Source organism: Actinacidiphila acidipaludis (assembly GCF_019890725.1).
In the GTDB taxonomy this organism is placed as follows: domain Bacteria; phylum Actinomycetota; class Actinomycetes; order Streptomycetales; family Streptomycetaceae; genus Actinacidiphila; species Actinacidiphila acidipaludis.
Genome location: NZ_JAINZZ010000001.1, coordinates 209583 through 226192, shown reverse-complemented (window position 1 = coordinate 226192; position 16610 = coordinate 209583). Strand labels below are relative to the sequence as shown.

The window sequence follows — 16610 nt, the reverse complement described above, 5'->3', positions numbered from 1 at the left end:
ACACCGTGTCACACGACACATGAACCGGCCCGCTCGGGGGTGCCGCGACGCATGCCGCGGCCCGCACCGGGGCCGCCCCGCGGCGCCCGCTGGGAGGGGGTTTCGCACGCCCCGCCGACGTCCCCACATCGGTCGTTTCCGGGCGTCCGCGGGGACGCCGCCCGCCGTGACCTGCGCCACGGTGGGCGGTCGACAGCGGGAGTGTGGATGTACTGTCGCCCGCCAGTCCCCGCGCAGGCGGGGACCACGCCGTCCCGGTCCGGCAGAACAGGACCGCATCCGGCGCACCGCGACGTCAAAGGAAGACGTGCATGCACACGATCGATCTCGCCTACGTGGGGCGGGGCCCGCACGAGGAACTGGTCACGTACATCGCCGACCAGCAGGACTTCTACGCCGACGAGGGGGTTCACGTCGCCCTGCGCGACGGCTGCCTCTGGGACCCGGAGCGGTTGCGCGGCGGCGCCGTCATCGGCCTCGGCCGGACGCTGCTGTCCCGGCTCACCGGCGGCATTCCCTGGGTCGCGCTCAACGTCAACACGGACAGCCCGCAGTTCTGGTTCCTCGCCCGCCCGGGCCTGAACTCCCTGGCCGACCTGGCCGGCCGGCGGCTGGCGGTCCACCCTCCGCACACCGGACCCGGCGTCATCGCCCGGGTCATCCTGCGCCGGGCCGGCCTCGATCCGGACCGCGACATCCACACCGTCGTCCGTGCGCCCGGCGACTACAGCATGGACCTGCGGCGATTGCGCGACGGCACGATCGACGCCGCCGTGGTCGGTGACGTCATGGCGCCGGAGGCGGTGGCGGCCGAGAACGGCTGGCAGGTCCTGGCCTTCGCCGGCGACCACTTCAGGATTCCCACCGTCGGGCTGGCCGTGGACCCCACCCGCGTCGACCCGGACGGTCCCGCCGTCCAGGCCGTGGTGCGGGCGCACCGGCGCGCCCTGCGGGTGATCCGCGACGAACCCGACACCACCGTGCGATACCTCCAGAACTTCCTCAACGGCCACACCCCGGACGAAGTCCGGGCGCACTACGAGAAGTTCATCGCCCCGAACTTCGGCACCGACGGCCGGGCCGACCTCGCGGCCGGTGCCGCCGCCGTCACCGCGGTGGCGGCCGAGCTCGACGTCGCGCCGACGTTCACCGCGGCCGATTTCTACCGGACCGCGACCACCCCGGCTCCCTAGGGCCGGCCGCACCCAGACGTGCGGGCGGCGATCGGACCGCGCCCGTGGACCACCGCTGCCCGTCCGCGAGTCATCACATCGTGTTTTTCGCTGGGATCACAGAAAGGCAGACGTGTGAAAGAGTTCCTGGTGGAGGTCACCACCGCGATTCCTGAGGGAACCGATCCGGCCGAGGTCGACCGGCGTCGCGCCGCGGAGGCGCTGCGGGCGCGGGAGTTGATCGCCGCAGGTCACCTGGTGCGGCTCTGGCGGCCGGTGGGCGAGATGCGCAGCATCGCCCTGTGGCGTGCGGCCGACGAGGCCGAACTCCACGAGAAGGTCCTCGGTTCGCTGCCGTTGTGGCCGTGGATGACCGGGGTCGTCACCGCCCTCGAGTCACACCCGAACGACCCGGGCACGGCGGACGCCACGGCCTGATTCTTCGCGCATCCCCGGGTGACTGCATCGGGCCGTCACCCGGGGGCTCGGCGGAAGTCTGTCGACCACCCCTCTGAGCTGGGCGTATGGCCCGGCGCTTCAGCCGGTCGAGCACCTCCCGGCACCGTGCGCCCCGTCATGCCGGCCGGGCGCCTCCCACCCCCACCGCTCCAGAAGAGCCTTGACCGGGCCGCAGCACGTGCCTACTGTATTCGAAATACCGATGGCGGTTCGAGATAATGAACAGAACGGTCGTGTGATGGTCGAGACACAGGCTTTGACGGGCGTGCGGGTGATCGACGCCGCCACGATGGTGGCGGGTCCGCTGGGTGCGTCGATCCTGGCGGACTTCGGCGCCGACGTGATCAAGGTGGAACCCATCGCCGGCGACGAGTCCCGCACCTTCGGCCCCGGCCGCGACGGCATGAGCGGTGTGTACTGCGGGGTCAACCGGAACAAGCGGGCCATCGCACTGGACCTGAGGGCCGACAGCGGACGGGAGGTCTTCCACGAGCTGTGCGCCGGTGCGGACGTGCTGATCGAGAACATGCTGCCCGGCGTGCGTGAGCGGTTCGGCCTGACCGCCGAGGACCTGACGAAGCGCCACCCGCACCTGATCTGTCTCAACGTCAGCGGGTACGGCGAGAGCGGGCCGCTCGCCGGACGGCCGGCGATGGACCCCGTGGCCCAGGCGCTCACCGGCATGATGCAGGCCACGGGCGAGACCGACGGCCGCGGCGTCAAGGCGGGCCCGCCCGTCGCCGACAGTTCGGCCGGCTACCTGGTCGCCGTCGCCGCCCTCGTCGCGATCCTCGCCAGGCAGCGCACCGGCGCCGGCCAGAGCGGATCGATCTCCCTCGTCGGCTCGCTGTTCCACCTGCAGACGCCGTGGCTCGGACAGTACCTGCTGGCCGACTACGTGCAGACGCGGTCCGGCAACGCCAGCAACTTCTACGCTCCGTACAACGCCTACCGGACCCGGGACGGCGGAGCCGTGCACGTCGTGGCCTTCAACGACCGCCACTTCGCCAGGCTCGCCCGGGCGGCCGGCGCCGAACGGCTGCTGGACGACGAACGGTTCGCCGACGCGGCCGCCCGGCTCGCCCACCGTGACGAGCTCGACGCCGAACTGGCCCCCTGGTTCGCCGGGCGCGACCGCGACGACGTGGTCGCTCTGCTCGGCGAGCAGGACATCATCTGCGCCCCCGTGCTCGCCTACGACGAGGCCGTGGCGCACCCCCAGATCCGTGCCCTCGACCTGGTGGTCGACATCGCGCACGACACGCTCGGCGCGCTCCGAGTGCCGGGCGTGCCCATCACGTTGTCGGCGACGCCCGGCCGTGTGGAACGGCCGCCGACGTCGCTCGGCGAGCATACGGCCGAGCTCCTCAAGGAGCTCGGACACGACGACGAGGACATCGAGCGGCTCCTGGCCGCCCGAGTCGTCCGCTGAATCAGCAACTTCTTCTAAGGAGCTTCACGTGAAGGTGGGAATCAGGATCCCCGGTGCCGGTCCCTGGGCCGGACCGGACGCCATCAGCGAGGTCTCGCGCTACGCGGAGAAGATCGGGTTCGACTCGTTGTGGATGACCGATCACGTCGCCCTGCCCACGAAGGTCGAGACGCCGTACCCCTACACGGACAACGGCAAGTTCCTGTGGGCGCCCGAGACGCCCTACCTGGACTGCCTGACGGCACTGACCTGGGCGGCGGCCGCGACGGAGACCGTCGAGCTGGGCACGTCCTGCCTCATCCTGCCCTGGCGCCCGCTGGTGCAGACGTCGAAGACCCTGGTGAGCATCGACGTCCTGTCGAAGGGCCGGCTGTCCGTCGCCATCGGCGTCGGCTGGATGAAGGAGCAGTTCCAGCTCCTGGACGCGCCCTTCAAGGACCGCGGGCGTCGTGTGACCGAGATGGTCAACGCGATGCGGCAGATGTGGACCGACGACGAGGTGGACTTCGACGGCGAGTTCTACAAGCTGCACGACTTCAAGATGTACCCCAAGCCCGTACGCGGCACCATCCCCATCTGGTTCGCCGGCTACAGCGAGGCGTCGCTGCGCCGGATCGCCGCCATCGGCGACGGCTGGCACCCGCTGGCGGTCGGACCCGACGAGTACACCGGCTACCTCGCCACCCTCCGCCGGTACGTCGAGGAGGCCGGCCGCGACATGAGCGAGATCACGCTGACCGCGCGGCCGCTGCGCAAGGCGCCCTACAACGCGGAGACCATCGAGGCCTACGCCGATCTCGGTGTCACGCACTTCATCTGCGACACCTCCTTCGAGCACGCCACCCTCGACGCCGCGATGGAAGAGCTCCAGGAACTGGCCGAGGCCGTCCTGCCGACCGCTCACACCCTTCCCTGAACCGCCGAGTGAAGGAGACAACGATCATGCGTGCGCTGACCACCCGTGTTCCGCTGGTCATCGGTGACCGGCTCGTGGAAGCGTCGAGCGGGGCGACCTTCGACACCGTCAACCCGGCCGACGGCAGCCTCGTCGCCACCGTCGCCGAGGCGACCGCGGACGACGTCGGCCGTGCCGTCGAGATCGCCCGGGACGCGGCCAAGGTCTGGCAGCGGATCCGGCCGTCCGAACGCACCCGCCTGATGCTGCGCTACGCGGCGCTGATCGAGGCGAACAAGCAGACGCTCGCCGAGCTGCAGACCCGGGACATGGGCAAACCCATCCGCGAGTCCCTGTCGATCGATCTGCCGGTCATGGTCGAGACTCTGGAGTACTTCGCCGGTCTCGTCACGAAGATCGAGGGGCGGACCACCCCGGCCCCCGGCCGCTTCCTCAACTACACGGTGCGCGAGCCGGTCGGTGTGGTCGGTGCTGTCACCCCGTGGAACTTCCCCGCGGTGCAGGCCGTCTGGAAGATCGCCCCGGCGCTGGCGATGGGCAACGCCATCGTCCTGAAGCCCGCCCAGCTCGCGCCGCTGGTGCCGGTGGCCCTGGGCGAGCTGGCTCTGGAGGCCGGAATCCCGCCCGGGGTGGTCAACGTCCTGCCCGGCCGGGGGTCGGTGGCCGGGAACGCGCTCGTCCGGCACCCGCTCGTCGGCAAGATCACCTTCACCGGTTCCACCGAAGTGGGCCGCGAGATCGGGCGGATGGCCGCCGACCGCCTCGTCACCGCATCGCTGGAACTCGGCGGGAAGTCGGCCATGGTGGCGTTCGCCGACGCCTCCCCGAAGTCGGTCGCCGGCGTGGTCTTCCAGGCCATGTACGGCAACCAGGGCGAGACCTGCACCGCGCCCAGCCGGCTGCTGGTCGAGCGGCCGATCTACGACGAGGTCCTCGAACTGGTCAGGATCCGCGTCGAGTCCGCGAAGGTCGGTGACCCGCTCGACCCGGAGACGGAGATCGGTCCGCTCATCAACGCCCAGCAGCGGCAGTCGGTCCACTCCTACGTCGTGTCCGGCGCCGAGGAGGGCGCGGTCCTGCTGGCGGGAAGCACCGACGTCCCCGCGGACGGCCCCGGCTTCTTCTACCGGCCGACCCTGTTCGCGGACGTCACGTCCGACATGCGCATAGCCCGCGAGGAGATCTTCGGGCCCGTGCTGTCGGTGCTGCCCTTCGACGGCGAGGACCAGGCGCTGAAGCTGGCGAACGACACCCTGTACGGCCTGGCCGCGGGGGTCTTCACCCGGGACGTCGGACGGGCGCTGCGCTTCGCGGCGTCCCTGGACGCGGGCAACGTCTGGATCAACAGCTGGGGTGTGCTCAACCCCGCCTCGCCGTACCGCGGGTTCCGGCACAGCGGCTACGGAAGCGATCTCGGCCAGAGCGCGATCGAGAGCTTCACGAAGGAGAAGAGCGTATGGGCACGGCTGGACTAGCGCCGGAGACGACGGCCGTTCCGGTCGTCTCCCGGCTGCGGGAGCTGCGGGGCCTGGGCCGTTGGTCGCCGTCGGCGGACTACTCGATCACCCACGACGCGCTCTTCGCGCACGACCCGCGCGCGGTGGCGCTGCTCACCGCCGGTCCCGACGGGACGAAGGAGACCACGTTCGGCGAGGTGCAGCGCGCCGCGCTGCGGATCGGCGGAGCTCTGCGCGCTCACGGTGTGCGCCCCGGCGACCGTGTCGCGATGTACCTCGACCCGTCGCCGGCCACCGCGGAGGTGGTCTTCGGCGTACTGGTCGCGGGCGCCGTACTCCTGCCGATCCCACCGCTGCTGACCGGGGCGTCGGTGGTGCACCGGCTGAGCGACTCCGGCGCCAAGGCCCTCGTCTCCGACGGGCCGGGGCTCGAACGGCTGAGGTCGACCGGCTGCGCGGTCGACGACCGGATCGTGCTGACGGTCGACGGGGCCGAAGGCCGGGAGATCGGCGAGCGGACGGTCGATCCGGACGTGGTCGTCCCGCACCCCGGGGGCCCGACACAGCCGGCTCTCCTGATGTACACCTCCGGCACCAGCGGTCCGGCCAAGGGCGTCGTGCACGGCCATCAGGCCCTGCTCGGCCACATCGGCGTGGACTACGCGTTCGAGTTCTTCCAGCCGGACGACGTCTACTACGGGACGGCGGACTGGGGCTGGATCGGCGGCCTCATGCTGGGGTTGCTGGTGCCGTGGGCCTTCGGCGTACCGGTGGTCGCCCAGCGGCAGGCGCGGTTCGACGCGGACGTCACGCTCGACCTCTTCGCGCGGTGCGGTGTCACCACCGCGTTCCTCCCGCCGTCCGTCCTGCGCCTGCTCCAGGCCAACGGCCGGGCGCCGGAGCGCCGGCTGCGGGCCGTGGTCACCGGCGGGGAGCCGGCCGGCCGCGCCGAGATGGCGTGGGCGCGCCGGCACCTGGCCCAGGCGGTCAACAAGGCGTACGGGCAGACCGAGGCCAACGCGCTCATCGGCGACTCTGGAGTCCTCGGCTCGGTGGACGACGCCACCATGGGCGCCCCCTATCCCGGCCACCGCATCGCGCTCCTGGACGAGCACGGACAGGTGGTGGACGACGGCGAGGTCGGAGAGATCGCCGTACGGCTCCCGGATCCGGTCGCCATGCTCGGTGTGTGGGACGCGGCCACGGCCCGCCCGGTGCCGACCGCGGGCCCGTGGCACCACACGGGTGACCTCGCCCGCCGGGCCTACGGACACCGCCTGGAGTACCTCGGGCGCGCGGACGACGTCATCAAGAGCCGCGGCTACCGGATCGGGCCGTCCGAGATCGAGGACGCTCTGCTGAAACACCCCCTGGTCGTGGAGGCCGCCGCCGTCGGCATACCCGACGACAGGACCGGTCAGCACATCAAGGTGTTCCTCCGGCTCGCCGACGGCCGGCTCGGCGACACCCTGCGCGCCGAACTGTGCGACCTGGTGGCCGGCTCCGTGGGGCCCCACGCCAAACCCCGTGAGTTCGAGGTGGTCTCCGTCCTGCCGAGGACCGAGACCGGGAAGCTCCTGCGACGCCGGCTCACGACACCGAGCCACTGACCGAAAGGGATGACCATGCGCAAGTTCTGGCATGTAGGAATCAACGTCACCGACATGGACCGGTCGATCGCGTTCTACGAGCGCATCGGCTTCAAGGTCCTGCAGGACAAGGTGATCGAGGACGCCAACCTCGCCCGGGCCTTCATGGTCGAGGGCGCCGGTGAACTCCGCTTCGCGCACATGCGGTTGAACGACTCGCCGGACGAGGCGCTGCTGGACATCATCGAATGGCGCGGTGTCCCGGCCGCCGGCCGGGCCTCGGCCGACCTCGTCCACCCCGGCCTGTGCCGGTTCTCGATCCTGACCGACGACATCCAGGCCGAGTACGACCGGCTGAGCGCCGAGGGCGTGGAGTTCCTGCACACCCCGCAGACCGTGATGGGCCCGGACGGTGTGCACGGCTGGCGCCTGCTGTTCGCCCGCGACCCCGACGGCACACTCTTCCACTTTGTCGAGTTGGTGGGGGGTGCCGCTACGGTCAGCCGAGAGACCCCGACCGAAAGGTAGCGACCGTGGCGAACGGCCCTTCCCAGCAGAACCGCGCGGCCATCGACGACGAAGGCGCCGACCAGGGCGGTGGAGTCCTCGTGCCGGCGGTGTCACGCGCCGTACGGGTCCTGGACACGCTGGCCCAGCGGGCCGGCGGTGCGACGCTCACCGAACTCGCGGATCGCTGCGGGCTCGCCAAGAGCACCGCGTCGAACCTGCTCCGGACGATGGTGACCGAGGGCCTGATCAGCTACGACGTGGAGACGCGGCGCTACAACCTGGGGCCGTTGCTGGTGGAGTACGGCATCGCGGCGGTCACCCGGACCACGCCGGTCACCGAGGCGCGGCCGTTCATGGAACGGCTGGCCGAGCGGACCGAACTGGCCTGCCTCGCGATCCAGCCGATGCCCGACGGGCACTTCACCGCGATCGCCAAGATCGAGAGCCGCAAGGACATCAAGGTCACCATCGAGGTCGGCTCGCGTTTCGACCGGACGTCGCCGCTGCTCAGCCAGCTGGCCGACGCCTGGAACGAGGGCCCGGACGCCGGCGCGGGGGACGGCGCCCCGGACGGGGGGGACGTCCGTGCACGCGGCTTCGGCGCGGTCTTCGGCGAGTACCGCCCCGAACTCAACGTCATGGGGTTCCCGGTGTTCGACCGTGACGGGTACCCCTGTCTCGTGATCGCGCTCCTCGGCATCGGTGAGGATCTCACGCCGGACGACGTCGAGGACCTGGCCCAGTACCTGGTGACCGCCGCGCGGGCCATCACGGTCCGCAGCGGCGGACGGGTGCCGGCCGACTACCCCGCCGCCGGTCCTGAGGAAGCCGTCAGCTGAAAGCCGGTTGACGTGTCCGACTCGGCGCATTCCGCCGGGCCGTCCCCCTTCCCCCTGGTCCGGCCGCGCTGACGCATGACAAGTGCCTTACCAGCCTTACCAGAGGAGAGGAGTGGAAGCAGTGGACAATTTCGACAACACCATCGCTGTCGTGGGAGGGACCGGTCCCCAAGGCAGGGGACTGGCCCTGCGTTTCGCCCGGGCCGGCCACGCGGTCGTCATCGGATCCCGCTCGGCCGAGCGCGCCGGGGACACCGCGGCCGAGATCCGGCACCGTGTCGGCGCGAGCGCCGAGGTGCGCGGCCTCGCGAACCCGGATGCCGTCGCGGCCGCGGGGATCGCTCTGCTCGCCGTGCCGTGGGACGGACACCGGGAGCTGGTCCGCGACCTGGCGCCGCACCTTGCCGGCAAGCTGGTGATCAGCTGCGTCAACCCGCTCGGCTTCGACCGCCACGGCCCCTACGGGCTGGACGTGGAGGAGGGCAGCGCCGCCGAACAGGCCCAGCAACTGGTGCCCGACGCGGTCGTGGTGGGCGCCTTCCACCACCTGTCGGCGGTGACGCTCTGGGAGGCGGACGGGCTCCTCGACCACGAGGACGTCCTGGTCTGCGGCGACGACCGGGCCGCGAAGGAGCGCGTGGCCGCGCTCGCCGCGACGATCACCGGTCGCCCCGGCATCGACAGCGGCGCCCTGCGCCTGGCCCGCCACCTCGAACCGCTGACCGCGGTGCTCATCGGCGTCAACCGCCGCTACAGGACGCGGTCCGGCCTCAAGCTCTCGGGGATACCGGCATGATCTTCGAACTGCGCGAGTACATCGCGCTGCCCGGGCGGGCCGAGGAGCTGCACCGCCGCTTCGCCGAGGACACCCTCGACCTCTTCGACGACGTCGGCCTGGACCTCCGCGGGTTCTGGCACGAGGTCGGCGAGCGGTGGCGGATCGTCTACCTCTGCGCTTTCGCCGACACCGCCGAGGCAGCCGCCTTCTGGGAGACCTTCAGAGCCGATCCGCGGTGGATCGCGTTGAAGGAACGGACCGAGGCCACGGGGCCGTTGATCGAGGAAATCGTGAGCACCTACCTCACCGAGCCCGATTACGTCCTCTCCCGCCGCTGATCTGGCGCACGGATCGAGCGCGCTCGCGTGTCCGGTTCCGCACGGCCGGCCGGACGGCACAGGGGCCCTGGCCAGGGCGCCTGACGGGGACTCATTCTCTTCTCATCGCGTTCCATATCGCGGACGCAGTTCGTTATTGTGAATCGAGGGTCGATGATCAAGGGCATTCAGCTGCATGCCTGGACGGCCGGACCGAGCATGGTCGAAGCCGCCGAGGTCGCCGCTCGCACCTTCGAGACCATCTGGGTCACCGACCAGATGCAGTCCCGGAGCATAGGCGCCGTCCTCGGCGCGATCGCCGCCCGCACCGGGGCCGGTGTGGGCACGGCGGTGACCTTCCCGTACGGGCGCAACCCGATGGAGCAGGCCTCGACCATGGCCACGCTGGCGGAGTTCATGCCCCCAGGACGCCAGGTCAGCATGGGCATCGGCGCCGGCGGCGGCCTGGTGCGCGCGATGATGGACCCCCAGCATCCCGTGGAGCGCACCGCGGAACTGATCCGCTTCTGCCGCACGCTCTGGCGGGGGGACGCCGTCCGGATGGGCGACTTCCCGCTGACCCGCGCGGACCTGGGCCTGCGCGAGGACGCCCACGCGTCCCTGGAGTGGGCCAAGGATCCGGCGGTGCGGGTGATCGTCGCCGGCGCCGGACCCCGGATGCTGGAGATGGCCGGCGAGTTCGCCGACGGAGTGATCTGCGCGAGCAACTTCCCGGCCCACAGCCTGGCCGCGTTCCGGAGCGGCCAGTTCGACTCGGTGAGCCACCTCGACCGGCTCGAACGCGGCCGAGAGCGCAGCGAGAGAACGGAGTTCACCCGGATCTACGGCGTGAACATCTCCGTCGCGGCGGACCGCGACAGCGCCACCGCCGCGGCGCGCAGGCAGGCCACGCTCATCGTCGCCCAGCAGCCGCACGAGAGCCTGCAGCGCGGCGGATTCGAGCCGTCGGACTACGCGGCGGCGCGGGACGCGGTGAAGGCGGGCATGAACCTCCACGAGGCCGCGGACCTGCTGCCCCAGGAGATAGCCGACCAGCTCATCATCTCCGGAACACCCGGCGACTGCATCGAGGCACTCGCGGAACTCCTGGAGTACGCCCGAGCCGCCGGCTTCACGGAGACCTACGTCGGGGCTCCCGTGGGCCCCGACCCGGCGGAGGCAGTCGCGTTGCTGACCTCCGAGGTGCTCCCGGAGATCCTGTGAACACCCGCGAGAACCCGACCGCATCCCTGTGCCTCCTGGACCGGGACGGCGCGGTGGCGACGGTGACCCTGAACCGCCCGGACGCGCGCAACGCGCTCAACCTCCCGCTGCTCAGGAACCTGGTCGGCGCGCTCGGAGACGCCCACGCCCGGCACGCGGACGTCCTCGTGCTGCGAGCGGTGGGCCCCGCCTTCTGCGCGGGCGCCGACGTGCGCGCCGACGACGGGTCCGCGATCGGGCAGCCTGGCCTGCGGCGGAGGCTGATCGAGCAGGCCTGCGACCTCATCGAGGCGTTCCCGGCCTCGATCGCCGCGGTGCAGGGACCGGCCGTCGGCGGCGGCTGGGCCCTGGCCGCCTCCGCGGTGGTGACCCTGGCGGCACCGGAGGCGTCCTTCCGTTTCCCGGAACTGCGCCTCGGCTTCCTCCCCCCGGACGCCACGATCCGCAGACTGCGCGCGTCCGTCGGACCTGCGGCGGCGTTCCGGCTGCTGGCCGCTGACGAGCGCTTCTCCGCCCGTGAACTGGCCGGACTGGGACTGGCCGAGGCTGTCGACGCGGCGGACCTCGACGCCCGTGCCCGCGTGCTCGCCGAACGCTTCGCCGCCGCCCCGGCCGACCTCCTGGATCGCCTTCGGACGGCGCTCACCACCTGAGTCCCCACGAAACACCACTCCTGCGCCCACCTCGACCCCCTAAGGAAAGGCGACGACCATGCGCACCAGCGCCTTCAGCGAGAGCGAAGAACAAGCACAACTGCGGGCCACCGCCCGCGCGTTCGTCACCCGGCACGCCCCGGAACGCGACGTGCGGGTCTGGGACGAGGAGGGCTCCTACCCCGAGCGGTTCTACCGGGAGATCGCCCGACTCGGCTGGTACGACATGGTCGCCGACGCCGACGAGCCCGTCGAGGACACGGCGGCCCTGCTCATCACCGTGTGCGAGGAGATCGGCCGGGCGAGCTCCGACCTCGTCGCCCTGCTGAACCTCAACATCAGCGGCATCCGCGACCTGGCCCGCTGGGGCACCCCCGAGCAGCGGAAGACCTACGCGGAGCCCGTGCTCGGCGGCCACGGCCGCTTCTCCATCGGGGTGAGCGAGCCCGATGTCGGGTCGGACGCCGCGAGCGTCGCCACCCGGGCCGAGCGGGCCGACGGCGGCTGGGTGCTCAACGGCCAGAAGACCTACTGCGAGGCCGCCGGACTCCCGGGCACCGTCATGGAGTTGCTCGTCAAGGTCGGCGACGGCGGCCGCAAGCGCGACGACCTGGCCGTGTTCCTGGTGCCCGCCGACCACCCAGGTGTCGAGGTCCGCCGCATGCCGGCGCTGGGCCGCAACATCAGCGGCATCTACGAGGTGTTCCTGCACGACGTCCGGCTGCCCGACTCGGCACTCCTCGGCCGGCCGGGCCAGGGCTGGCAGATCCTCAAGGAACGCCTGGTCCTCGAACGGATCATGATCAGTTCCGGCTTCCTCGGCAGCGTCGCCTCGGTGCTCGACATGACCGTCGCCTACGCCAACGAGCGCGAGCAGTTCGGCCGGACCATCTCCGCCTACCAGGGCGTGAGTCTTCCGCTGGCCGAGATGTTCGTCCGCATGGACGCCGCCCGCTGTGCCGTACAACGCTCGGCCGCCCTCTTCGACGCGGGCGCCGCCTGCGAGGTGGAGAGCACCATGGCCAAGTTCCTGTGCGGGCAGATCTACGCCGAGGCGTCGGCGCTGGCCATGCAGACGCAGGGCGCGTACGGGTACGTCCGCGACCACACCCTGCCCATGCACCACTCCGACGGCATCATCGCCCGGGTGGTCGCGGGGCCGCCGGCCGTCCAGCTCAATGTGGTCGCCCGCTCCATGGGACTGCGGGCCGGCTGATGAGCGACGATCACGACGTCAGGGGGTCGCGGTGAGCACCGCATCCGTACGCCGCGCCCTGGCGCGGGCACAGGCTGGCAAGAACATCGACCGCGCCGAGGCCACCGCACTGCTCGGGGCCCGCGGCGACGACCTCACCCGGCTCTGCGAGGTCGCGGCGTCCATCCGCTCGGCAGGCCTTGCGGACGCCGGACGGCCCGGCACCGTGACCTACAGCAGGAAGGTCTTCGTGCCGCTCACCCGGCTGTGCCGGGACCGATGCCACTACTGCACGTTCGCCACCACGCCCGGCCGGGTCGAAGAGGCGTACCTTCCCCCGGAGAAGGTGCTCGACATCGCCCGCGAGGGCGCCCGGCTGGGCTGCAAGGAAGCCCTGTTCACCCTCGGCGACCGCCCCGAGGCCCGGTGGAAGGCGGCACGCTCCTGGCTGGACGCCCGCGGTTACGAGGACACCCTGTCCTACGTCCGCGCCATGGCGATTCTCGTCCTGGAGGAGACCGGCCTGATCCCGCACCTCAACCCCGGTGTGATGACGTGGGCGGAACTGCAGAAGCTCAAGCCCGTGGCGGGATCGATGGGACTGATGCTCGAGACCACCGCGCGGTCGCTGTGGGCCGAGCCCGGCGGCTGCCACCACGGGTCGCCGGACAAGGAGCCCGCGGTGCGGCTTCGCACCATCGAGGACGCCTCACGGACCGGCATCCCCTTCACCACCGGGATCCTCGTCGGCATCGGCGAGACCCCCGAGGACCGTGTCGACTCCCTCCTGGAGATCCGCCGGATCGCCCGCCAGTACGGCGCCGTCCAGGAGGTGATCGTCCAGAACTTCCGCGCCAAGTCCGGCACGGCGATGCGCGCCGCACCGGACGCCGGACTGGCCGAGTACCTGGCCGTGATCGCCGTGGCGCGGATCCTCCTCGGCCCGCGGATGCGGGTCCAGGCCCCGCCCAACCTCTCGCGTCCCGAGGAACTGCGCCTGCTGCTCGCCGCCGGCGTCGACGACTGGGGCGGCGTCTCGCCCCTCACACCCGACCACGTGAACCCCGAGCGGCCGTGGCCGCAACTGGAGCGGCTGAAGGATCTGACCGCCGAGGCCGGGTTCGAACTCCGTGAGCGGCTGGCGGTGCAGCCGGAGTACCTGCGTGCGGGCGGCCCGTGGGCGGACGCCCGGCTGCGACCGCACCTGCTGGCCCTCGCCGATCCGGCCACCGGCCTCGCCGCCGACGTCACACCGGCCGGCCGGCCCTGGCAGGAGACGGCCGAAGCCGTCTCCTCCGGCCGCACGGACCTCCACACGGCCATCGACCAGGAGGGCCGGCGGACCACCGCCCGCGGCGACTTCGACCACGCCTTCGGGGACTGGCGGGTACTGGCGGAACAGCTCAGCGGCAGGACGGCGCAGACCGGGGCCGGCGCCCCGCAGCGGCTGAACTCCGACGTCGCCGCCGCCCTGCGAGCCGCCGAGCGCGACCCGGCGGCCCTCACCGACCCCCAGGCGCTGGCGCTGGTGCACGCCGACGGGCCCGACCTCGACGCACTGTGCCTGCTGGCCGATCAGGTCCGCCGCTCGACCGTCGGTGACGCCGTCACCTACGTCGTCAACAGGAACGTCAACTTCAGCAACGTCTGCTATGTCGGCTGCCGGTTCTGTGCCTTCGCCCAGCGCGCCACCGACGCCGACGCCTATCGCCTGTCCCTCGACGAGGTCGGTGAGCGCGTCGAGCAGGCGTGGGCCGTGGGTGCCACCGAGATCTGCATGCAGGGCGGCATCGACCCGGCGCTGCCCAGCACCATCCACCTCGACCTGGCCCGCGAGGTGAAACGACGCCGCCCCGGCATCCACCTGCACGCCTTCTCGCCGATGGAGATCATCAGCGGTGCCTCCCGCATGGGCATCTCCGTCGCCGAATGGCTGCGCGAGGCACGGTCGGCCGGCCTCGACTCGGTCCCGGGCACGGCCGCCGAGATCCTCGACGACGAGGTGCGATGGGTGCTCACCAAGGGCAAGCTCCCGGCGGGGGAGTGGGTCCGCGTCATCCGGACGGCCCACGAACTCGGTATCCGGTCGACCGCGACGATGATGTACGGCCATGTCGACGAGCCGCGCCACTGGGTCGCGCACATGCGGACACTGGTCCGCCTGCAGCAGGAGACCGGTGGCTTCACCGAGTTCGTTCCGCTCCCGTTCGTCCACCAGAACGCGCCCCTCTACCTGGCGGGCATCGCACGCCCCGGCCCGTCGCACCGCGACAACCGCGTCGTTCACGCCCTGGCGCGGCTGCTCATGCACGGCCACATCGACAACATCGAGTGCTCCTGGGTGAAGCTCACGCCCGAGCAGTGCGTCGAGCTGCTCCGCGGCGGGGCCAACGACCTCGGCGGCACCCTGATGGAGGAGACCATCAGCCGCATGGCCGGCTCGGCCAACGGATCGATGAAGACGATCGCCGGCATCACGGAACTCGCGGCCGCCGCTGGTCGCCCCGCCCGGCAGCGCACCACCACCTACGACCAGGTCTCCCCGGAACAGGCGCGGGCCGCGCAGCGGTTCGACACCGAGGTGCACCGCGTCGTCCCTCTGAGCGTCGGGTTCGTCCGTTGACGGGCGGGGACTGGGTGGTCGTCGTCCCCCAGAAGGACTTCCGCCAGGCCAAGAGCCGCATGGAGCTGGACCCGCGGGACCGGCAGGCCGTCGCCCGCGCGCTGCTCCGCGACACCGTGACGGCCGCTCGGGCGGCCTCCGGGGTCGCCGAGGTCGTCGTCGTGCTCGATCGCCGCCGGGACGTCGAGGCCGTCGACGACCTCGGCGTACGCCACGTCCTGGCCGCCGGCTCCGGTCTCAACGAGGCGCTGCGGCAGGGCGAACGGGCGGCTCGGACCCGCCGTCCCGGATGTGCGGTGGCCGCCCTTCCCGCGGACCTTCCCTTCGTCGAACCTGCGGTCCTCGGCCGGGCCCTCGCCTACGCGCAGGCCCACGACAGGGCGTTCCTCGCCGACGCGGAGGGCCACGGTACGACCCTGCTGACCGCCCGTCCGGGCCAGGAGCTGCGACCGTTTTACGGCGTCGGGTCGCGCGCGGCCCATCGCCGGTCCGGAGCCGTAGAGCTCGTCGAGCGCGACCTCGCACCCCTGAGGTTCGACGTCGACCGCCTCGCCCACCTGCGCCTGGTGTCACCGCTCGTCAACCACCCGAACCTCGCCGAGGCACTCGGCGGACTCCCGCCGGAAGCCCGCGGGCGCATGCCGGCCACCCACCCCACCCTTCCCGAAGGACAGCCATGGATCTGCTGAGAGACCGCGCCGCGATCGTCACCGGGGGAGCCCAGGGAATCGGTCTCGCGACCGTCGAGACCTTTCTGCGCGAGGGCGCGCGGATCGTCATCGCCGACCGCGACGCGGACGCCTGCCGCAGCGCCGCCGACAGCCTCGACGCGGGCGACCGCGTTGTGACGGTGACGTGCGACGTCACCGTCGCGGCGGACGTCCAGGGCGCCGTGGACCGCTGCGTGTCCACGTTCGGCAGGCTCGACGTGATGGTCAACAACGCGGGCATCACCCGTGACGCGACGATGCGGACGATGACCGAGGAGCAGTTCGAGCAGGTGATCGCGGTGCACCTCAAGGGCTGCTGGAACGGGACCCGGCTGGCCGCCGCGGTCATGCGCGGGCAGCGGTCCGGCGCGATCGTCAACCTCTCGTCCATCTCCGGGAAGGTCGGCTTCGTCGGCCAGACCAACTACTCGGCGGCCAAGGCCGGCATCGTCGGGCTCACCAAGGCCGCCGCCAAGGAGATGGCCCACCACGGCGTGCGGGTCAACGCCATAGCCCCGGGCCTGATCCGCTCCCCGATGACCGAAGCCATGCCCGAGCACATCTGGGACGCGAAACTGGCCGAGATCCCGATGCAGCGCGCCGGTGAGGCGGCGGAGGTCGCGTCGGTGGCCGTCTTCCTGGCGTCGGACCTGGCGTCGTACGTCACGGGAACGGTCACCGAGGTGACGGGCGGGCGTTACATGTGAGCAGCCGCACCGGGACGTTCAGGGTCCGC

General features: G+C 71.6%; 16 protein-coding genes. All 16 read left to right on the top strand.

The window, feature by feature from the left end:
- The first annotated feature begins 311 nt into the window (after nt 1–311).
- The 16 genes from K7862_RS01045 (at nt 312) to fabG (ending at nt 16581) form a co-directional block, all read left to right on the top strand.
- The gene (locus K7862_RS01045; protein ID WP_222959495.1) at nt 312–1193 is read left to right on the top strand and encodes an ABC transporter substrate-binding protein; all 882 of its coding nucleotides are present in this window, start codon (nt 312–314) and stop codon (nt 1191–1193) included.
- Between the two features lie 114 nt (nt 1194–1307).
- Nucleotides 1308–1610, top strand: a complete 303-nt coding sequence (locus tag K7862_RS01040; protein WP_222959494.1) for a muconolactone Delta-isomerase family protein — start codon at nt 1308–1310, stop codon at nt 1608–1610.
- Nucleotides 1611–1869: 259 nt separating this feature from the next.
- Nucleotides 1870–3063: a CaiB/BaiF CoA transferase family protein gene (locus K7862_RS01035; protein ID WP_222959493.1), complete on the top strand. Its 1194-nt coding sequence runs from the start codon at nt 1870–1872 to the stop codon at nt 3061–3063.
- Nucleotides 3064–3091: 28 nt separating this feature from the next.
- A complete protein-coding gene (locus tag K7862_RS01030; RefSeq protein ID WP_222959492.1) occupies nt 3092–3979 on the top strand; it encodes a TIGR03619 family F420-dependent LLM class oxidoreductase in 888 nt (295 codons plus the stop codon).
- Nucleotides 3980–4005: 26 nt separating this feature from the next.
- Complete coding sequence (locus K7862_RS01025; RefSeq protein ID WP_222959491.1) at nt 4006–5454, top strand: aldehyde dehydrogenase family protein; 1449 nt, start codon at nt 4006–4008, stop codon at nt 5452–5454.
- Complete coding sequence (locus K7862_RS01020) at nt 5436–7046, top strand: AMP-binding protein (RefSeq protein ID WP_222959490.1); 1611 nt, start codon at nt 5436–5438, stop codon at nt 7044–7046. Before K7862_RS01025 ends, K7862_RS01020 begins: the two co-directional genes overlap by 19 nt.
- A gap of 15 nt (nt 7047–7061) precedes the next feature.
- Entirely contained in the window at nt 7062–7553 is a 492-nt protein-coding gene (locus tag K7862_RS01015) for a VOC family protein (RefSeq protein WP_222959489.1), read from the top strand.
- Nucleotides 7554–7558: 5 nt separating this feature from the next.
- A complete protein-coding gene (locus tag K7862_RS01010; RefSeq protein WP_222959488.1) occupies nt 7559–8374 on the top strand; it encodes an IclR family transcriptional regulator in 816 nt (271 codons plus the stop codon).
- A 121-nt stretch (nt 8375–8495) separates the two neighbouring features.
- Nucleotides 8496–9170, top strand: a complete 675-nt coding sequence (gene npdG / locus K7862_RS01005) for an NADPH-dependent F420 reductase (protein ID WP_222959487.1) — start codon at nt 8496–8498, stop codon at nt 9168–9170.
- Nucleotides 9167–9490, top strand: coding sequence for an NIPSNAP family protein (locus K7862_RS01000; protein ID WP_222959486.1), 324 nt, complete (start codon nt 9167–9169; stop codon nt 9488–9490). The genes npdG and K7862_RS01000 overlap by 4 nt, the downstream gene beginning before the upstream one ends.
- Nucleotides 9491–9643: 153 nt before the next feature.
- The gene (locus tag K7862_RS00995; RefSeq protein WP_222959485.1) at nt 9644–10693 is read left to right on the top strand and encodes an LLM class flavin-dependent oxidoreductase; all 1050 of its coding nucleotides are present in this window, start codon (nt 9644–9646) and stop codon (nt 10691–10693) included.
- Nucleotides 10690–11346 carry an enoyl-CoA hydratase/isomerase family protein gene (locus K7862_RS00990; protein ID WP_222959484.1) on the top strand — a complete coding sequence of 219 codons (657 nt, stop codon included), beginning with the start codon at nt 10690–10692 and terminating at the stop codon, nt 11344–11346. The genes K7862_RS00995 and K7862_RS00990 overlap by 4 nt, the downstream gene beginning before the upstream one ends.
- 58 nt (nt 11347–11404) lie before the next feature.
- The gene (locus tag K7862_RS00985; protein WP_222959483.1) at nt 11405–12562 is read left to right on the top strand and encodes an acyl-CoA dehydrogenase family protein; all 1158 of its coding nucleotides are present in this window, start codon (nt 11405–11407) and stop codon (nt 12560–12562) included.
- Nucleotides 12525–15164: a bifunctional FO biosynthesis protein CofGH gene (locus K7862_RS00980; RefSeq protein ID WP_222959482.1), complete on the top strand. Its 2640-nt coding sequence runs from the start codon at nt 12525–12527 to the stop codon at nt 15162–15164. The genes K7862_RS00985 and K7862_RS00980 overlap by 38 nt, the downstream gene beginning before the upstream one ends.
- Nucleotides 15161–15853 (top strand): 2-phospho-L-lactate guanylyltransferase, encoded by a 693-nt coding sequence (gene cofC, locus K7862_RS00975; RefSeq protein WP_222959481.1) that lies wholly within the window; start codon nt 15161–15163, stop codon nt 15851–15853. The genes K7862_RS00980 and cofC overlap by 4 nt, the downstream gene beginning before the upstream one ends.
- A complete protein-coding gene (gene fabG / locus K7862_RS00970) occupies nt 15841–16581 on the top strand; it encodes a 3-oxoacyl-ACP reductase FabG (RefSeq protein ID WP_222959480.1) in 741 nt (246 codons plus the stop codon). The genes cofC and fabG overlap by 13 nt, the downstream gene beginning before the upstream one ends.
- The last annotated feature ends 29 nt before the right edge of the window (nt 16582–16610 follow it).

What these genes read in the sequence shown, in the direction of transcription:
- K7862_RS01045 (WP_222959495.1), top strand. Translation starts at nt 312, where the DNA reads ATGCACACGATCGATCTCGCCTACGTGGGGCGGGGCCCGCACGAGGAA.
- K7862_RS01035 (WP_222959493.1), top strand. Translation starts at nt 1,870, where the DNA reads ATGGTCGAGACACAGGCTTTGACGGGCGTGCGGGTGATCGACGCCGCC.
- K7862_RS01025 (WP_222959491.1), top strand. Translation starts at nt 4,006, where the DNA reads ATGCGTGCGCTGACCACCCGTGTTCCGCTGGTCATCGGTGACCGGCTC.
- K7862_RS01020 (WP_222959490.1), top strand. Translation starts at nt 5,436, where the DNA reads ATGGGCACGGCTGGACTAGCGCCGGAGACGACGGCCGTTCCGGTCGTC.
- K7862_RS01015 (WP_222959489.1), top strand. Translation starts at nt 7,062, where the DNA reads ATGCGCAAGTTCTGGCATGTAGGAATCAACGTCACCGACATGGACCGG.
- K7862_RS01000 (WP_222959486.1), top strand. Translation starts at nt 9,167, where the DNA reads ATGATCTTCGAACTGCGCGAGTACATCGCGCTGCCCGGGCGGGCCGAG.
- K7862_RS00995 (WP_222959485.1), top strand. Translation starts at nt 9,644, where the DNA reads ATGATCAAGGGCATTCAGCTGCATGCCTGGACGGCCGGACCGAGCATG.
- K7862_RS00985 (WP_222959483.1), top strand. Translation starts at nt 11,405, where the DNA reads ATGCGCACCAGCGCCTTCAGCGAGAGCGAAGAACAAGCACAACTGCGG.
- K7862_RS00980 (WP_222959482.1), top strand. Translation starts at nt 12,525, where the DNA reads ATGTGGTCGCCCGCTCCATGGGACTGCGGGCCGGCTGATGAGCGACGA.
- fabG (WP_222959480.1), top strand. Translation starts at nt 15,841, where the DNA reads ATGGATCTGCTGAGAGACCGCGCCGCGATCGTCACCGGGGGAGCCCAG.